This window comes from Posidoniimonas polymericola (genome assembly GCF_007859935.1).
GTDB lineage: Bacteria > Planctomycetota > Planctomycetia > Pirellulales > Lacipirellulaceae > Posidoniimonas > Posidoniimonas polymericola.
The window spans coordinates 285063-300889 of the sequence record NZ_SJPO01000001.1 but is presented as its reverse complement, the minus strand read 5'-3'; the positions used below and the strand labels follow the sequence as shown (position 1 = coordinate 300889).

Here is a 15827-nt window from a genome sequence, read left to right as displayed (position 1 = left end):
GGGCTCCGCAGGCTAGAGTCGCGCTTCACGGGAATCATCGTCCAGTTGGGACGCCCAGAACGGGGTATTCGCCGCCTTCCCAGTCGGATCAGACGGACCGCGCACGCACATCCAGCAAACAAGAAAAGGTCGCCCACGGCCCCGCCGAGCGCGTAGCCGGCAAACCTTAGCAGGCGATAGAGAGTGCTAGCAACGCAGCACTCAGCTGGAAACAATCGCGGGCCTAAGCCGCCGCGCTGCGCATCAGGTCGCGGCCGGCGTAGTAGGCCAGCAGCTCGCCGGTCAGGGCGCCGTAGTCCTCGGCGCCGGGCGAGTCGGGGGCGTAGCCGAAGATCGACTGCCCGAACGAGGGCGCCTCGGCCAGGCGGATGTTGCGGCGGATGCGGGTCTCGAACAGGCGGACCCCCTCCCACACCCCGCCCTTGCCGCGGAGCGCCTGGAAGTACTGGTCGACGTCCGCGGTGACCTCGGCCGCCAGCTTGGTGCCGGAGTCGTACATGCACATCACCACGCCCGCCATCTGCAGCCGGCTGTTCAGCCGGTCGGCGACCAGGGCGATGGTCTGCATCAGCTTGCTCAGGCCGTGCAGCGCCAGGAAGTGCGGCTGCAGCGGCAGGTAGACGTGGTCCACGGCGGTCAGCGCGTTGATCGTCAGCACGCCGAGCGACGGCGGGCAGTCGATCAGGATGTAGTCGAACTGGTCCGCGCAGGTGGCCAGCTTGTCGCGCAGGATCACCTCGCGCCCGACCACGCCCGCCAGCTCGACCTCGACCGCGGCGAGGTCGATGTGTGCGGGCGCGACGCGGAGCCGCTCGCCGGCGTCCTGCCAGGCCTCGGCCAGCGGGGCCTCGCTGTTCAGCACGTCGTACATGGTGGTCAGCGGCCGCTGCGGGTCGACCCCCAGGTGCAGCGACGCGTGCGCCTGCGGGTCCATGTCGAGAATCCCGACACGCCACCCCGACCGGGCGAGCCCGGCCGCCAGGTTGACCGTGGTGGTCGTCTTCCCGACGCCACCCTTCTGATTCATGATCGCCAACGAACGCATGCAGACCTCCCGCGTGAGCGGAGGGGAAAACGAACAGCGCACACCCGGCGCGCAAAACACAGGGCCGGGAGTCTAGGAGAACCTGCTGGCTGGTCCCAGAGCAGTCCGCGGCGGTGCTAGCACCGTGTATTCGTTAGGTAGCCGACAGATTACATCTGTCGGCTACCTAACAACCACGTGCCTCCTTGCCAACGCCTGAAACGAAGCAATCTGCTCGCTCTGCCAGGCCGCGTCGCGGCCGAGCTCGGCTGCTAGCAGCTCGGCCACCCGCGGCGCGCAGTCCGACGCGGCCTGCGCGTCGAGCAGCAGCGCCCGCGTGCGGCGGCTCAGCACGTCCTCGACCGTGCGGGCCTGCTCGCCCCGCGCCGCCCACACGACGTGGGCCTCCGTGTACGGCAGGTCGGGCGAGAGCAGTTCCGAGAGCTCCGGCGACTCGGCCATCAGCTCGCCGACGCCGGGCCAGTCGTGCGGGCTGACCGCGCGGCGCGTAGCGCCGAAGATCGGCAGCTCGGCCGTGGGCGAGGGCCGCTTGGGGAGGTCGCCCGCCTCGATCGCCTGGTCGACCGCGTCCTCGGCCATCCGGCGGTAGGTCGTCCACTTGCCGCCGATGACCGACAACAGACCGGTCTTCGAGGCGCGGACCTCGTGCTCCCGGCTCAGCTTGCTGGTGGCGGCGTCGGGGTCGGCCTGGACCAAGGGCCGCACGCCGGCGAACGTCGACAGCACGTCGGCCCGCGTCGGCGCGGGGTCGAGGTAATCGGCGACGGTCTCCAGCAGGTAGTCGACCTCGGCCGGCATCGCCAGCGGCTCACGCGGCGAGTGGTCGAGCGGGATGTCGGTCGTGCCGACCAGCACCCGGCCGAGCCACGGGATCGCGAACACCACCCGCCCGTCCGGCGTGCGGGGCACGATGATCGCCGAATCGCCCGGCAGGAACCGCTGCGGCAGCACGACGTGCGCCCCCTGGCTGGCGGCGATCCAGCGGGCAGAGAGCGGGCTGTCGGGCGTCTCCTCCAGTCGGCGGACGTCGTCGCAGAACGGTCCGGCGGCGTTGATCACCACCCGCGCATCGACGCGCAGCTCGCCGCCGGTCTCACGGTCGACGGCGACCACGCCGCACGCCCTCCCCTGCTGGTGGACAATCTCGCGGACCTCGGCGTAGTTCAGGCAGACCGCGTCGTGCAGGATGGCGGTCTGCACCAGGTGGACCAAGAGCCGCGTGTCGTCGAACTGCCCGTCGAAGTACCGCACGCCGCCCCGCACCTTGTCGCGCGGCAGCGTCGGGGCGAGCTCCAGGGTCTTGGCTTTCGACAGCCACCGCGAACGCTCGATGCCGAGCTTGCCGGCCAGCAGGTCGTAGGCCTTCATGCCGGCGGTGTAGTACGGCCCCTCCCACCACTGGTAGAGCGGCACGATGGTCGGCAGCGGGTGCACCACGTGCGGCGCGTTCTTCAGCAGCAGCCCGCGTTCATGCAGCGCCTCGCGGACCAGGCCGACGTTGCCCTGCTCCAGGTACCGCACGCCGCCGTGCACCAGCTTGGTGCTGCGGCTCGAGGTGCCGTGGCCGAAGTCGTCCCGCTCGAAGAGCGCGACCTTGAATCCCCTGGCCGCCGCGTCGAGCGCAATCCCCACGCCGGTCGCGCCGCCGCCGATCACCGCGATGTCCAACGGCTGCAGCTCGGCCAACCGCTCGACCTGCGTCGTGCGGTCCGATTGTTTCGTGATGAGGTTGAGTTGCTTCACGTGCTTAGGTCGGATCGAACCATTGTCATTTCGTTGGCCAACGGCCAACCTCAACGTAGCCCAGGGCAACGCCCTAGGTCGGCCTCAACCTCGCCTCCTCATTGAATTTGGCCTTCAGCCAAATGGTTTCACGCTCTACGTCACCTAGGGCGTTGCCCTAGGCTACGGTGAATATGGCCTTCGGCCAAGAACTTGACATCTGTTGCCTCCCTCTCGACGGGTGCCGGGGGCGCTCCCGCAGGGAAGCCCCCGATGACGTACAGGCCGCTACTTGCACGCGGTCGGGGGCTTCCGCTGTCGCGGAGCGCCCCCGGCACCCCGCCCCACTACAACACGACTATTCAATCGTCCGCCGCCCAGCCTTTCGCTCGTTCCACCGCCTCGCCCCACCGCGCCCGTTTCGCGGCGGCCTCGTCGGCAGAGATCTGCGGCTCGAACTCCCGGTCGACCGCCCATTGCTTGGCGAGCGTCGGCCGGTCGGGCCAGACGCCCACGGCCAGGCCGGCCAGGTAGGCGGCGCCGAGGGCCGTGGTTTCCGTGACCTTGGGCCGTATGACCTTCGCCTGCAGCAGGTCGGCCTGCATCTGCATGAGGGTGTCGTTGCTGGCCGCGCCGCCGTCGACGCGGAGCTCGTCAATCGCCAGGCCGGTGTCGGCCCGCATTGCCTCGGCCAGCTCGACCGACTGCAGCGCGATCCCCTCGAGGGTCGCCCGGGCAATGTGCGCGGCGGTCGTGCCGCGGGTCATGCCGACGATCGTGCCCCGCGCATCGGGGTCCCAGTGCGGCGCGCCGAGCCCCGCGAACGCCGGCACCAGGTACACATCACCCGTGTCGGGGACTTGATTGGCGAGCGCCTCGACGTCGGCCGACTGCTTGATGATCCCCAGCCCGTCACGCAGCCACTGCACGGCGGCGCCGGTGACGAACACGCTCCCCTCCAGCGCGTACTCGGTGACGCCGCCGATCCGCCAGCCGACGGTCGACAGCAGCTTCTGATGGGACGCGGCGACCTCCGTGCCGGTGTTGACCAGCAAGAAGCTGCCGGTGCCGTAGGTGTTCTTGGCGTCGCCCTTGCCGAAGCACGCCTGGCCGAACAGCGCCGACTGCTGGTCGCCCGCGAGGCCGGCAATGGCGATGCCGTTCAGCTCGTCAACTCCGGAGACCTCGCCGCAGACGCCGCTCGAGTCGACCACCGCCGGCAGCAGAGCGGCGGGCACGCGGAGGATGTCGAGCAGCTCGTTGTCCCACTCGCAGGTCTGCAGGTTGAGGAGCAGCGTGCGGGATGCGTTCGACGCGTCGGTGACGTGCTGCTTCCCGTTTGTCAGCTTGTAGACCAGCCAGCTGTCGATCGTGCCGGCGGCCAGCTCGCCCGCCTCGGCCCGGGCGCGGAGCCCCGGCTCGTTGTCCAGCAGCCAGGCGAGCTTGGTGCCGGTGAAGTACGGGTCGAGCAGCAGGCCGGTCTTGGTCCGGAAGATCGGCTCGGCGTCCTTCAGCTGGCGGCACATGGCGGCGGTGCGGCGGTCCTGCCAGACAATCGCGCGGCAGACCGGCTCGCCGGTCGCGCGGTCCCAGACGACGAGCGTCTCGCGTTGGTTGACGATCCCGAGGGCGGCGATGTCGGCCGCCTTGAGGCCGGCCTTGGCGAGCGCCTCGATGGCGACATCGCGCTGCGTGGCCCAGATCTCGTTGGCGTCGTGCTCGACCCAGCCCGGCTGGGGGTAGTGCTGCTGGAACTCCCGCTGCGCCACCGCCACCTGGGCGCCGTCAGTATCGAAGACGATTGCCCGCGAGCTGGTGGTGCCCTGATCGAGGGCAAGTAGGTAAGTCATGGCCGCCTCGCCTGATGGTTTTTGAATGAGCTCCGACCGCCTGGCCCGGGCCGCGTCGCCAGGCGGGTAGTGTCCGATTATTCGATCGGAGGGGACAGAACCCAGCGGAGTCCCGTCCCGCAATCTTAGCAATTGCTTGCTCCAGAACTACTTACGACGATTCACCGCCGCTGGGGGTGAGGGTTTTTGTCCCTCACGCCCACGGTAAGCGTACCAAACGCGGCACAATCCAAGCACCGCCCCGCCGCCCTCGGCCGACCGTCGCGACCAACCCCTCATTGGACCGCGGTTGGTGGCTCCTTTCTACGACAAAGTGTTGAGAAATTGAGCCTATCAAACGACCGCTTAGGACGGTCGCCTCGGCGGCGCCGATCCCAACAACCCCACGGGCGAAGCGCCCGTGCTTCATTGAAGTCGGTAGGCCGGCAACAAGCGCAGCGCCGTTCCGGCACTTGCGATTCTGTCTGCCGGAACGGCGCTGCGCTTGTTCCGGCCTTCGCGAATTGACCGGTAGCCGATGGATTACATCCATCGGATGCCCTGCCAAACGGGGCAATCACTGGGGCGTCCGACGGATGTAATCCGTCGGCTATTGGGGCCGCCGTGGGTCCACCAACAAGTTTTTCCTTGACTCGCCACCCGCAAATCTATAAAACCAAATCTAACAAACCAAACATCCACTTCTCTACCGCCGAGGAGCCCCCGCCATGGCGAGGCCAAAGGCCAGCGAGCTGACCGAGCGTGAGCTCGAGCTGATGCACGTCTTCTGGGACCAGGGCCCCCAGACCGCGGTCGACGCCCGGGACGCGTTGGCCAACTCGGGCCGCGACCTGGCGTACACCACGGTCGCGACGCTTATCAAGATCCTGGTCGAGAAGAAGTTCCTCAAGCAGACCGGCACGCAGCGCCCGTTCGTCTACCAGCCGCTTCGCTCGTTCGACGAGGTATCCGGCCGGTTGGTCACTGACATGGTGAAGCGGGTGTTCGGCGGCTCGCGTGAGGAGCTGCTGGTGCGGCTGTTGGACGGGAAGAAGCTGTCGGCCAAGGAGCGGCAGGTGCTCAAAGACATCCTCGATGAAGGGGGCAAGCAATGACTCCGCTCGATTCGGTGCTGGTCCGCTGCGCGTTGCAGGTCGCGGTCTTCTCGCTCGCGATGCTCGCCATGTACGCCGTCGCCCGGCGGCTCGGCGCCCGGGCCGCCGTGGCCGCCCTGCTGTGGGGCATGGTGCTGACGCTCGGCCTGACCCTGCTGGCCGGCAGCCCCTGGCCGCGGTGGGAGCTGACGGCCAAACCAGACAACAGCGTCGGCGCGATGCCGTTGGCGGCCGCGGCCGAGCAACCCACGGCCGCAGACGTGGGGGAGGACCCGCCGCAGGACTTCGCCCCCCCCACGCTCCAGCAGTTCACCCTGTCGGACTACGCCCGGGAGTTCACCACCGCGTTGACCGAGCAGCAGCCCATCAATCCAACCAGAAACTCGCAGTGGTCGTGGCTTGTGCTGGCCGCGATCGCCGGCGCGGTGTTCAGCCTGCTGCGGCTCGCGGTTGGGCTGGTGAGTGTGCGGCGGCTTTCGCGGGGGAGCTCGGCAATTGAGGACGAAGAGCTGCTGGCTGAGCTTGGCCGGTTGAGAGACGACCTGGCGGTCGACGCTCGGGTGGCGGTGCGGGAGTCTCATTCACTGTCGACGCCGGCGACCATTGGCTGGCGCCGGCCGCAGATCTTGCTGCCGGCTGGCTGGCAGAAGTGGTCCAGCGATGAACTCCGCGCGGTGCTCGCGCACGAACTGGCCCACATCGCCGGCCGCGACTACCTGGGCTGGGTGGTCGCCCGGCTGGCGGTGGCGGTGCACTTCTACAACCCGCTGGTGCGCTGGCTGGCCGCGCGGCTGCAGCTCGAACAAGAACTGGCCGCCGACGCCGCGGCCGCCCGGCTCACCGGCGGCAGCCAGCAGTACCTGCAGACGCTCGCCGCGCTCGCCCTGGCAACCCCGCCGCAGCGGGTCGCCGGCCCCGCGCGGACCTTGTTCCCCACTCGTTCCCTGCTCATGAGGAGAGTCGAGATGCTCCGCTCACCGCTTGCAACGCTCAACGGCCGCCCGGCCGCCGGACTGAAGTGGACCGCCGCGGCGACGCTGGCGCTGGTTGCGGTAGGCGTGGCCGGGCTGCGGCCGCCGGCGGGCGTGGCGGAGGAACCGGCGGTCTACGACGTCGTGGACCTCAACAACAGCGAGCCCATCCCGCTGACGCTGGCGCCCAAGGACTCGATGGTGGTTTTGTCCGTTAACGTCGCTCGAGTTGCGCACGAACCCGAGATGGCGCGTCTTCTGGAGTCGGATGCCGTCCGCGACCGATTCCGTGACGTGAACCTAAGCCTCAACGAAATCTCTGAAATCCTTCTCGCCGTGCCTTCAACAGGCCGCCACGCGCCCCGACTGGCAATCAGGACTCTCAACACAGAAGCACTCAAGAAAGTGACCGCCGCCCTCAGCCACCTCGGGTTCGAGGAAGAGTCGAGAGAAACGCGGCGTGCTTGGAGAAACAACGTTGCACAGGTCGTGCTGCTTGACGACACCACGCTGGTCTGCGATTACACGGTCAACCAGGCGCCGCCGCTTGAGAACCCAGTACCGGCCTGCGCCGCGGCTTGGGGCGACGAGCCAGCCGCCCTTAATCTCTGGATCGACAACCAGCAGGTCTTAGCGACTGGCCTGCGGCAGGAGATGCAGGAGAACCGCCAGGCGGCGTTGATCGCGCCGACGCTAGAGAAGATTCAGCGCATCACCGGCTCGCTCTCAATCGACGAGAACGCTCGGCTCCAGCTCACCGCCGAGACCGACAGCGAGGATTCGGCTAAGCAGGTCGTCGCGATGCTGGACGCGATGCGGGTGCTGGGCCAGAACGCCATCCAGCAGCCCTTCGCCGCCGTGCCGGACGAGCAACGCGCGATGTACGATCAGGCGGTGAGCGTGCTGGGCAGCGCCCTGGCCGGTCTCGAAATCAAGGCCGACGGCGCCGACGCCCGCGTCGTGTACCAGCCCGACGAGTCGGTCGCGGAGATTGGCGAGCTCGCCAGCACGCTTTTGCCAGCGGTCACCGCCGCGCGGGTCGCGGCCCGGCGTTCGCAGAGCGCCAACAACCTCAAGCAGTTGGGGCTCGCGATGCTCAACTACGAGAGCACCTACGGGCACTACCCGGCGGCCCTCAACTACGAGTACGTGGATCCGGAGACGAACGAGAAGAAACGCAGCCCGCACCCCCACAGCTGGCGGGTGGCGATTCTGCCGTTCCTTGATGAGCAGGCCTTGTACGACCTGTACAGGTTTGACGAGCCGTGGGACAGCGAGGCGAACATGAAGATCGCCAACACGCTGGTGCCTGTGATGATCGACCCGAGCGCAACCACATCGGACTACGCTTCCTACTTTGTGCCGGTCGGCAAACAAACGATGTTCCCCGGCGAGCAGGCCGTAAGGATCCGCGAGGTCACCGACGGCACCTCGAAGACCATCTTGATTGTTGAGGCCAAACGTGACATCCCGTGGACGAAGCCGGAGGATATCGAGATCCCCGCAGACGGCCCCCTGCCGGAATTCGGCGGTCACTACAACGGCTTCTTCCTGCGGGCGCTAGCCGACGGCTCCGTCCGCGACACGCCAACCGACACCGACCCCAAGCTGCTGCGGGCCATGCTGACCCGCAACGGCGAGGAGGTTTTCAACTGGCCTGACGTTTATCCTGATCTGCGGGAGGAATAGCGGAGCTGCCTACTAGGCGACGCAGGTTGCGAACATGAGGGCGCAGAGAGAGCAGAGAACGGGTAGGCCGGCAACAAGCGCCAGCGCGGTTCCGGCAGTTCGGTCCGCAAGCGCCGGAACGGCGCTGGCGCTTGTTGCCGGCCTACCTCCTATCCTGCTCCTCTGCTTCCTCTGCGGCCTCCTGTTCATCCGGCACAGCGCGGCCCGATTGTGCCGGTTGCGACAACTTGAGCGGCAAGCCACACCGCTCGGCGGCCGAATTCGGTGCTACGGTTAGGGGCAATCTTCCTCCCCGAGCCGATAGAGGACCGTATGAGCACCGACGCCGCCATCAGTAGTGTGATCGCCGCCAAGCAGTCGCAGACGCAGAGCCAGATTGGCTTTGCGCTCGCCAAGAAGTCGCTCGACGCCCAGAAGGCGGCCGGCGACGCGATGGTGCAGCTAATCGAGTCCGCCGGCCAGCTCGGCAAGGCCGTCGGCAAGGGCCACCACTTCGACGCCGTGCGGTAGCCGGCCAGCCCCACTGGCTTCGAACCACGGCCACCCGTAGCGTGGGCCGTCAGGCCCAATCTCTGCGGGTTGGGTGTCGGTCTAGGGTATGACCCTGCCCGGGGTTGCTCGTACAGGACCACGCCAACTAGCGGGGAACTCTGCCCCTCCCCTAGCCCCTCCCCCTTCAGGGGAGGGGGACATCCTGCTCGGGCAGGGCGTGTAACCGTCACAATCGCAAGGATTTGTGGCAATCTGGGTAGCTCCGTTTCGTTGATCTTTGGCCCGGCGGCATTTAAGATCAAGGTTCACGGATTGCCTAAACTTCGCATTCCCCAACCTCGCATTCCCCAACCTCGTAGTCGCGTCGCCCCAGCGGGGGCGGCTCGGACCCGGGATTTTCGCGTATGATCGGCCTGATAGTCGTCGTTGTTGTCCTGATCGCAAGCATCGCCCTGGCGATTCTCGCCAGCAAGGTGTGGCATTGGGCGCACGTGCTGGTGGTGGTCGGCCTGGTGTTCTCTACCGTCGGCTTCTCGAACCTCGGCTACCGCGTGCTGTCGGTCCGGGCCAAGTATCAGAAGACCGAGACCGACGCGCTCGCGTCGCTTGAAGAGGTAGAGTCTCGGATCGAAGCCATCAACCGCGGCACCGAGAACGGCGGCATGGTCGCCCGGCTGGCCGAGCCGCTCGGGCTCGACGAGAACGCCGAAGAGATCAAGAGCATCGGCGACCTCGAGCACCAGCTGCGGATGGTCAACCGTGTCCGCGGCCGGCTGTGGGACAACGTCCGCCCGCTCGGCGCGCCGGACCAGCAGTCGTTTACGGTGAACGTCGCGGTGTCGGACGACGCGCCCCCGCTGAACATCACCCAGGGCGCCATCCTGTACGCGTTCGAGCAGGGCGACCCGTCGCAGGGCGCGGCGTACATCGGCGAGTTCCGCGTGGTCCAGGCGTCGCCGCGTCAGCTGCGGCTCGAGCCGGTCCTGCAGATGCACCCCGACGACCTCGACCGCTACTTCGACAGCGCCGCCGACGGCCGCCCGTGGACGCTGCACGAGTCGATGCCGGTCGACACCCACAAGATGTTTGCCGGCATGAGCGAGCAGCAGCTCCGTGCGATCCTCCCGGAGGGGAGCGTCGAGGAGTACCTGCGGCACGGCGGCCCGGTCCAGCCGGACGACCCGCCCCGCCGCGTGATGGGCATCGACCAGGACGGCAACCTGGTCGGCCCGGAGTCGATCGACTCGGCCCAGCAGAAGATCTACTACCGCGAGCTGCGTGACTACGCGTTCGAGTTCCAGGAGCAGGCCAAGCGGCAGCGCGAGCTGCGGAGCGAGGGCCTGTCGCTGCAGTCCAACCTGCAGCAGACCCTGGCCGCCCTCGAGGGCGCGAAGAAGCTCGGCGAGTTCCGCCAGGAAGAGCAGCGCAAGCTCAAGCACGACCTGGCCGGCGTCCAGCGTGACCTGAAGGCGATCACCGACCACCTGGCCGCGGTCGAGGGCCAGGTCAACCGCGCGAAGGACCTGCTGACGCAGACCCTCGCCGCCAACCTCCGCACGGCCCAGCAGCTGTCGGCCCTGCAGGCCGCCCTGGCCGGCTCGCCGGACCTCAACACCAACCCGACCGGCTCCAGCGCCGCGGGCGACCAGCACGCGCTGTAGCCGCAGGCCGCTCCGCCACTCTCTAGCGTGGGCCGCCAGGCCCTCCTTGCGCGGATACGGCAGCGGAGGGAGCTCCGGCCGTCCGTGCCCGGCGTGCCCCCAGTAGCCGACGGATTACATCCGTCGGAGGCGCCACCTTGCGGCTCGCCCGCTGAAAAAGCTTTCCCCGGGCTCTCCGACAGATGTAATCTGTCGGCTGTAGCGCAAAGCGGGTACCCGGGGCGCCCCCTCTCCTAGCCCCTCTCCTAGCCGGGGAGGGGGACTTCGGAGGGCGGGCGTTCGCATTGCGGACGAATAGGCGGTTTGCTAGAAGTCGCGCGAGTCGCGATCCCTCTGCTACCACCGCCCGCCCGGAGTCCGTCATGCTATCGCTGCTTCTCGCCCAAGCCCAACAGCCTCCGGTTCAGCAGCCAGCAGCGCAAACGGTGCAAGCGGGCACAACGCCACCCGCGGCCAGCGCCGTCGACGCCGCGGCGGCCGCCGCCGCTGGTGGAGAGAAGCTGATGACCCCTCCCCCGGGTCTGTCGCCCCAGACCTACACCGACCTGATGAAGCTCAACTGGGGGGCGCTCGACGCCGGCGAGTGGAAGGACATCGCGGCCTACTACCTGGTGCAGTGGGGCGCGCGGATCGGCCTGGCGCTGATCGTCTTCTACATCGCCTGGACGCTGGCCGGCTGGCTGTCGATGCTAGTGGACCGCGCGCTCGGCCGGCTGCGGTTCGACGTCACGCTGACCAAGTTCCTGTCGCGGCTCGCGCGGTGGCTGGTGCTGCTGCTGGCCGGTTTGATGAGCCTCAGCTACTTCGGCGTCGAGACCACCAGCTTCGCCGCGCTGATCGGCGCCGCGGGCCTGGCCGTGGGCCTCGCGTTCCAGGGGACGTTGTCCAACTTCGCGGCCGGCGCGATGCTGCTGTTGTTCCGCCCGTTCAAGGTCGGCGACGCGGTCAACGTGGCGGGGCAGCTCGGCGTGATCGACGAGATCTCGATCTTCACCACGTCGATGGACACGTTCGACCACAAGCGGATCATCATCCCCAACGGCGAGATCTTCGGCTCGGTGATCGAGAACATCACCTACCACTCCTACCGCCGCGTCGACGGCGATGTGGGCGTCAGCTACTCGGCCGACATCGACCAGACCCGGGCGGTGCTCGAGCAGGTCGCCGCCGGCATCGAAGGGGTCTACCCCGGCAAGGACCCGGCGGTCGTGCTGCAGGGCCTGGGCGCGTCGAGCGTCGACTGGACGGTCCGCGTGTGGGCTCCCACGGCCGACTTCCTGGCGCTCAAGCAGCAACTGCTCCGCGACATCAAGGTCGCGCTCGACCGCGAGGGGATCGAGATCCCGTTCCCGCAGCTGGATGTGCATATCGATCAGGCGGGTGCGGCGTAAGGCCATCCACTCCCTCCCCCGCTGGGGGAGGGCCGGGGTGGGGGTGAACCACGAGGAACGCTCGCCTGTCGTGCGTAAGCGGCGGATCACCATCAACCCAACTCGCATCTCACACACGACCTGCCGAAGCCAGAACACGTCCTGAGCTTCGCTACAGATCCTCGGGTCCAATGATTTGTGCACGCAGATGCTGCGGGTCTCGATCATCTGATCCGTTCACTGACTCTCCTCCGCGAGGCGGTCGAACTCGACGATTGTCCCCACGATCACCTGGATGTCGGATTCGTGGGGCGGTTGCGAACTCAGCAAGCGAACGCCTGGTGAGTCGAGACTAGTGATTCACCACGTCAGGATCTATAGCTGGACGGCCGAGTGGGCAGAGAAACACGGATTGTGATCTTTGCTGGGAACTACTGGCGCCTTTCCGGTATCTAAGAGGCTGGGCCGGCGGTCCCATCACCATTTGGGATGGCAAACTCCCCAATGGAGGGCGCCCGCTTGTGTCCTCGCTTCCCCCGCCGTGACTTCCCTCGGACATTCAACCAGTAGGTAGAGCGATGCTCAATCACGTGACCCTCAGCCTCATGGCATTCGTTTTTACGCTAGTGGCGATCGCGCCCTTGGATGCCGCCGAGCCTCGTCCCTCTGGCGTAACCGCCACGCAGTTGGAGGGCGCCCCCCTCACGCTATCCGTCAGCCAAATCGGTCGGTTTTCAAAAGGGAGTTCCTGGCACCTGAGCGTGAACTCGGCTGGACAAGCGGAACTCACAGTCGACACTTTCCCAAAACGTACTCGCAGGAGGTTGCTGCTATCGAACAAGCAGTTGGCTGAGTTTCGCACAGCCTTGATTGAAGCAAGATTCTTCGACTTAGAGAGCCAGTACGGACAACGGGTGCACGATGGCAGCGAGAGCACCCTAACGGTGACCGCTGGCCGACATGCCAACACGACCAGAGTCTACTTCCTGATGAACTGGATTAACGGCGATCGGTCGAAGCTCGAAGAACCAAGCCGGGCCGTTCGACTGCTCGTGATGGTCCGAAGTTGGTTCGACGAGCCGGAAGCTGTGGATCTGAGAGAATACGACCGGATGGTGCTTGAGGCAGCTGAGGGATAGCGCGATCCCAACTCCCCTCACTAGCCATGCGTGATGCCCACGTCGAGTTTAGGCCGGGAGTAGAGGCGGCCCCCAACAAGCATGGCCACGCAGTCACCCGGTGCAACAGCCGTGGGTATGCTGCTGACCGAACTGATAGCGCGCTGGAGCGTGAACTCCAATCGGTTGCCGCCAACCTTCCTAGCGGCATCGCAACTCACGGCCTAGCCGAGCAGCCACCGGCGGAAGCCGGTGGGGTTCCGGCCCGCCGGCGGGGCAGCTCATACTGACGGAACGTGCGTGCGGAGCGGTTCCCACCCGAACGCGGGAGGGCGCCCGACGCTTCCCTGATTCCGAGCGACTAGAAAGGGTGCGACTCGGTCACGCGGGTTGATAAACGGACTACCTAGAGAGCCTGCGGAACAACACGAAGGCGCCGGCGCCTAGCAGGGTGACGCCGCTACCAGGCTCGGGGACCGGGACAGTCGTGAACTGCGTTACAAGACCGGTCGAGGTGGCGCCGAAGTTTCCTGTCTTGCTGGCGATGCCATCGATGTCGGGCTGATCGACCACAGCGTCAAAGCTCTCGAGTGCGCCGAAGCCCGAGCCGAGAGCGATGCTTGCCGAGGATGGAACACTGACGTCCAGCAGCAGGTTGCCAAACGACGGGTCGAAAGCGAACGGCGTGTCGAGGACGAAGCCGTACTCGAAAGGCTGCGGGCCGGTCGCGTTAGAGCCGCCGCGGTCGAGAGTGAGCATGCCGGTCAGCACGGTCTGGACGTCACTGCCAACATTGTCATCGAAGGCGCTGGCGATGCCGGCGGCACTGGCCTCGCTCAACGTTGTCGATAGGGTGACGAGGACGTCGCTGGCGGTGATCGAGTTCGGACGGAAACTGTTTTCCGGGTTCGCTGCGCGGAACTGGATTTCCGTGATAAGGACGGGCCCACCGAAGAAGCTGCCGCTGTAGACCTGCTGAAAGCGATCGCCGGCGTCATCGATCGGACCGTCGGCGATGGCCGAGCCATCGGTCATCGCGAAGCCATTGGGGGCCACGATAGTCGTTTGGGCGGACGCCACCGATGCGGCGACGGCGACCATGCACGCAGTGAATAGTTGAATTGGGAAGCTCATAGTTGTCTCATTAGCGTGGAGGGGGAGCTGGTGGGAGCCCGCGGATTGCAGTCCTTCAAGTACGCCTATGATACGGCGGCGCCGATCGACCGGATGCAAGCAATTGGAAAACTCGTCGCTTTGGTTGGTTCTTGGCCCCATCCACCGCCAACCTTGGCATGGCAGGAGCCAACCTGGTCGAGAGGCTGCCTAGCGAGAGGCTCGGTGGAACGCACTCGGCCAGGCAACCGGTCGTCGCCCTTACATCCCCAAAGCAAAGAGGACAACCGCAGTCTTGCTCTCGGCCAGCCGGCCGCGAGGTGGCTCCTACCCATTCAAGGTCCCACGACCACTACCCAATCAGCTTCGCAATCTTCCGCCCCGTCACACTTAGCGGCAGCTCGCCTAGCTCGGCCGGGTCGATCCACCGCGTGGGGCTGTCGGCGGTGGACTTCAACCGGCCAGCGGTTCGCTTGGCGGTGTAGCAGTCGAGCGTGATGCGGTGCTTGGTGACCCCGTGCTTGAGCGTCTTGAGGTGCGAAGCGCCACGGACCTCGACGCCGGTCTGCTCAGCGACCTTCTTGGTCAGCTCGTCCTGCGCGAACAGCGGCCCTTCGCTCTCGACCGCAAACCTTGGAAAATCCCACAGGCCGCTCCACCGCTCGCCGGGGCCGCACTGGCGGACCAGCACCTGCTCGCCCTTGTAGACCACCACGGCGGCCTCGTTGACGTCGACGAATTTCAGCTTCTTGGTGGTTGGCTGCAGCAGCTCCACGGCGTCCTGCAGATTGGCCTCGCACTGCTTGGCGAGCGGGCACGCGTCACACTTCGGGGCCTTCGGCGTGCAGACCAACGCGCCGAGCTCCATCACGGCCTGGTTGAACTGCGAGGCGCCCTCCGGCGGCACCAGCGCCTCGGCCACCCGCCAGAGGTACTTCTGCCCCGGCGTGGAGGTCGGATCGCCGCGGTAGGCGGTGAGCCGGGTGAACAGCCGGATGGTGTTCGCCTCGAGGATCGGCGCGGGCAGGTCGAACGCGATCGACGCGATCGCGCCCGCCGTGTAGCGGCCGACGCCCGGCAGGTTTTGGAGGGCGGCGAGGTCGCGGGGGAACTGGCCGTTGTGCTCACTGACCAGCACCTTGGCGGCGGCGTGCAGGCCGCGGGCGCGGCGGTAGTAGCCGAGGCCCTCCCACAGCCGCAGCACCTGCTGCTCCGGAGCGGCGGCCAGGTCGTGGACGGTGGGGAATGCCGCGAGGAAGCGGGCGAAGTACGGTTTGACCGTTTCGACCTGGGTCTGCTGCAGCATGATCTCGCTGAGCCAGACGCGGTACGGGTCGCGGTTCTCGCGCCACGGCAGGTCGCGGGCGTGGGCGGCGAACCAGCCCTTCAGCCGGCGGCGGACCGCCCGCTTGCGGGGCGCTGCAATCGTGGGGGCGTCGTCCGTGACGGGCATAACAAGCGGCATAGGGTGAGGACCAGGTGACCTAAGCTAGCATGCCAGAGCCAGAGCCGCGTTGGAAGGCGGTACCAGAATAGCCGGCGAGCTACGCCTCGCCGGGGAACCCGGTGTTGAGGTTGCCCGACAGGAGGATCGGCGCCGGGGCATCCGCCGAGGCGTAGCTCGCCGGCTATTGTGGGCTGCTATCGCCATTGCAGAGCTTCGCGTAAGGTCGTTAAAGTAGGCGGGCTGTAACGCGCCGGA

At 66.9% G+C, this 15827-nt stretch carries 11 protein-coding genes; 6 read left to right on the top strand and 5 right to left on the bottom strand.

Annotation, left to right across the window (positions count from 1 at the left end; genetic code table 11):
* Positions 1 to 223: 223 nt before the first annotated feature.
* From Pla123a_RS01205 to glpK, 3 genes are all read right to left on the bottom strand, one after another.
* Positions 224 to 1045, bottom strand: coding sequence for a ParA family protein (locus Pla123a_RS01205; RefSeq protein ID WP_146583695.1), 822 nt, complete (start codon positions 1043 to 1045; stop codon positions 224 to 226).
* Between the two features lie 162 nt (positions 1046 to 1207).
* A complete protein-coding gene (locus Pla123a_RS01200) occupies positions 1208 to 2788 on the bottom strand; it encodes a glycerol-3-phosphate dehydrogenase/oxidase (RefSeq protein WP_231956294.1) in 1581 nt (526 codons plus the stop codon).
* 341 nt (positions 2789 to 3129) lie between these two features.
* Entirely contained in the window at positions 3130 to 4617 is a 1488-nt protein-coding gene (glpK, locus tag Pla123a_RS01195) for a glycerol kinase GlpK (protein ID WP_146583694.1), read from the bottom strand.
* A gap of 707 nt (positions 4618 to 5324) precedes the next feature.
* Between glpK and Pla123a_RS01190 the strand changes: the two genes are divergently transcribed.
* From Pla123a_RS01190 to Pla123a_RS01165, 6 genes are all read left to right on the top strand, one after another.
* Positions 5325 to 5711, top strand: coding sequence for a BlaI/MecI/CopY family transcriptional regulator (locus tag Pla123a_RS01190; RefSeq protein WP_146583693.1), 387 nt, complete (start codon positions 5325 to 5327; stop codon positions 5709 to 5711).
* Positions 5708 to 8371 carry a M56 family metallopeptidase gene (locus Pla123a_RS01185; protein ID WP_146583692.1) on the top strand — a complete coding sequence of 888 codons (2664 nt, stop codon included), beginning with the start codon at positions 5708 to 5710 and terminating at the stop codon, positions 8369 to 8371. Before Pla123a_RS01190 ends, Pla123a_RS01185 begins: the two co-directional genes overlap by 4 nt.
* 312 nt (positions 8372 to 8683) lie before the next feature.
* Positions 8684 to 8881 carry a YjfB family protein gene (locus Pla123a_RS01180; RefSeq protein ID WP_146583691.1) on the top strand — a complete coding sequence of 66 codons (198 nt, stop codon included), beginning with the start codon at positions 8684 to 8686 and terminating at the stop codon, positions 8879 to 8881.
* Positions 8882 to 9267: 386 nt separating this feature from the next.
* Complete coding sequence (locus tag Pla123a_RS01175; RefSeq protein WP_146583690.1) at positions 9268 to 10524, top strand: hypothetical protein; 1257 nt, start codon at positions 9268 to 9270, stop codon at positions 10522 to 10524.
* A gap of 362 nt (positions 10525 to 10886) precedes the next feature.
* Complete coding sequence (locus tag Pla123a_RS01170) at positions 10887 to 11915, top strand: mechanosensitive ion channel family protein (protein ID WP_146583689.1); 1029 nt, start codon at positions 10887 to 10889, stop codon at positions 11913 to 11915.
* A gap of 557 nt (positions 11916 to 12472) precedes the next feature.
* On the top strand, positions 12473 to 13033 hold the full coding sequence (locus tag Pla123a_RS01165) for a hypothetical protein (protein WP_146583688.1): 561 nt from the start codon (positions 12473 to 12475) through the stop codon (positions 13031 to 13033).
* A 381-nt stretch (positions 13034 to 13414) separates the two neighbouring features.
* On the opposite strand, the gene Pla123a_RS01160 is transcribed toward Pla123a_RS01165, so the two are convergent.
* Together Pla123a_RS01160 and mutY are read right to left on the bottom strand one after the other, a co-directional pair.
* A complete protein-coding gene (locus Pla123a_RS01160) occupies positions 13415 to 14113 on the bottom strand; it encodes a hypothetical protein (RefSeq protein WP_146583687.1) in 699 nt (232 codons plus the stop codon).
* Between the two features lie 364 nt (positions 14114 to 14477).
* Positions 14478 to 15578: an A/G-specific adenine glycosylase gene (gene mutY, locus Pla123a_RS01155; RefSeq protein ID WP_146584251.1), complete on the bottom strand. Its 1101-nt coding sequence runs from the start codon at positions 15576 to 15578 to the stop codon at positions 14478 to 14480.
* Positions 15579 to 15827: the final 249 nt, after the last annotated feature.

Coding starts and splice junctions, on each gene's coding strand:
- glpK (WP_146583694.1), bottom strand. CDS start 4,617: ATGACTTACCTACTTGCCCTCGATCAGGGCACCACCAGCTCGCGGGCA.
- Pla123a_RS01180 (WP_146583691.1), top strand. CDS start 8,684: ATGAGCACCGACGCCGCCATCAGTAGTGTGATCGCCGCCAAGCAGTCG.
- Pla123a_RS01190 (WP_146583693.1), top strand. CDS start 5,325: ATGGCGAGGCCAAAGGCCAGCGAGCTGACCGAGCGTGAGCTCGAGCTG.
- Pla123a_RS01170 (WP_146583689.1), top strand. CDS start 10,887: ATGCTATCGCTGCTTCTCGCCCAAGCCCAACAGCCTCCGGTTCAGCAG.
- Pla123a_RS01175 (WP_146583690.1), top strand. CDS start 9,268: ATGATCGGCCTGATAGTCGTCGTTGTTGTCCTGATCGCAAGCATCGCC.
- Pla123a_RS01165 (WP_146583688.1), top strand. CDS start 12,473: ATGCTCAATCACGTGACCCTCAGCCTCATGGCATTCGTTTTTACGCTA.
- mutY (WP_146584251.1), bottom strand. CDS start 15,578: ATGCCCGTCACGGACGACGCCCCCACGATTGCAGCGCCCCGCAAGCGG.
- Pla123a_RS01205 (WP_146583695.1), bottom strand. CDS start 1,045: ATGCGTTCGTTGGCGATCATGAATCAGAAGGGTGGCGTCGGGAAGACG.
- Pla123a_RS01185 (WP_146583692.1), top strand. CDS start 5,708: ATGACTCCGCTCGATTCGGTGCTGGTCCGCTGCGCGTTGCAGGTCGCG.
- Pla123a_RS01160 (WP_146583687.1), bottom strand. CDS start 14,113: ATGGTCGCCGTCGCCGCATCGGTGGCGTCCGCCCAAACGACTATCGTG.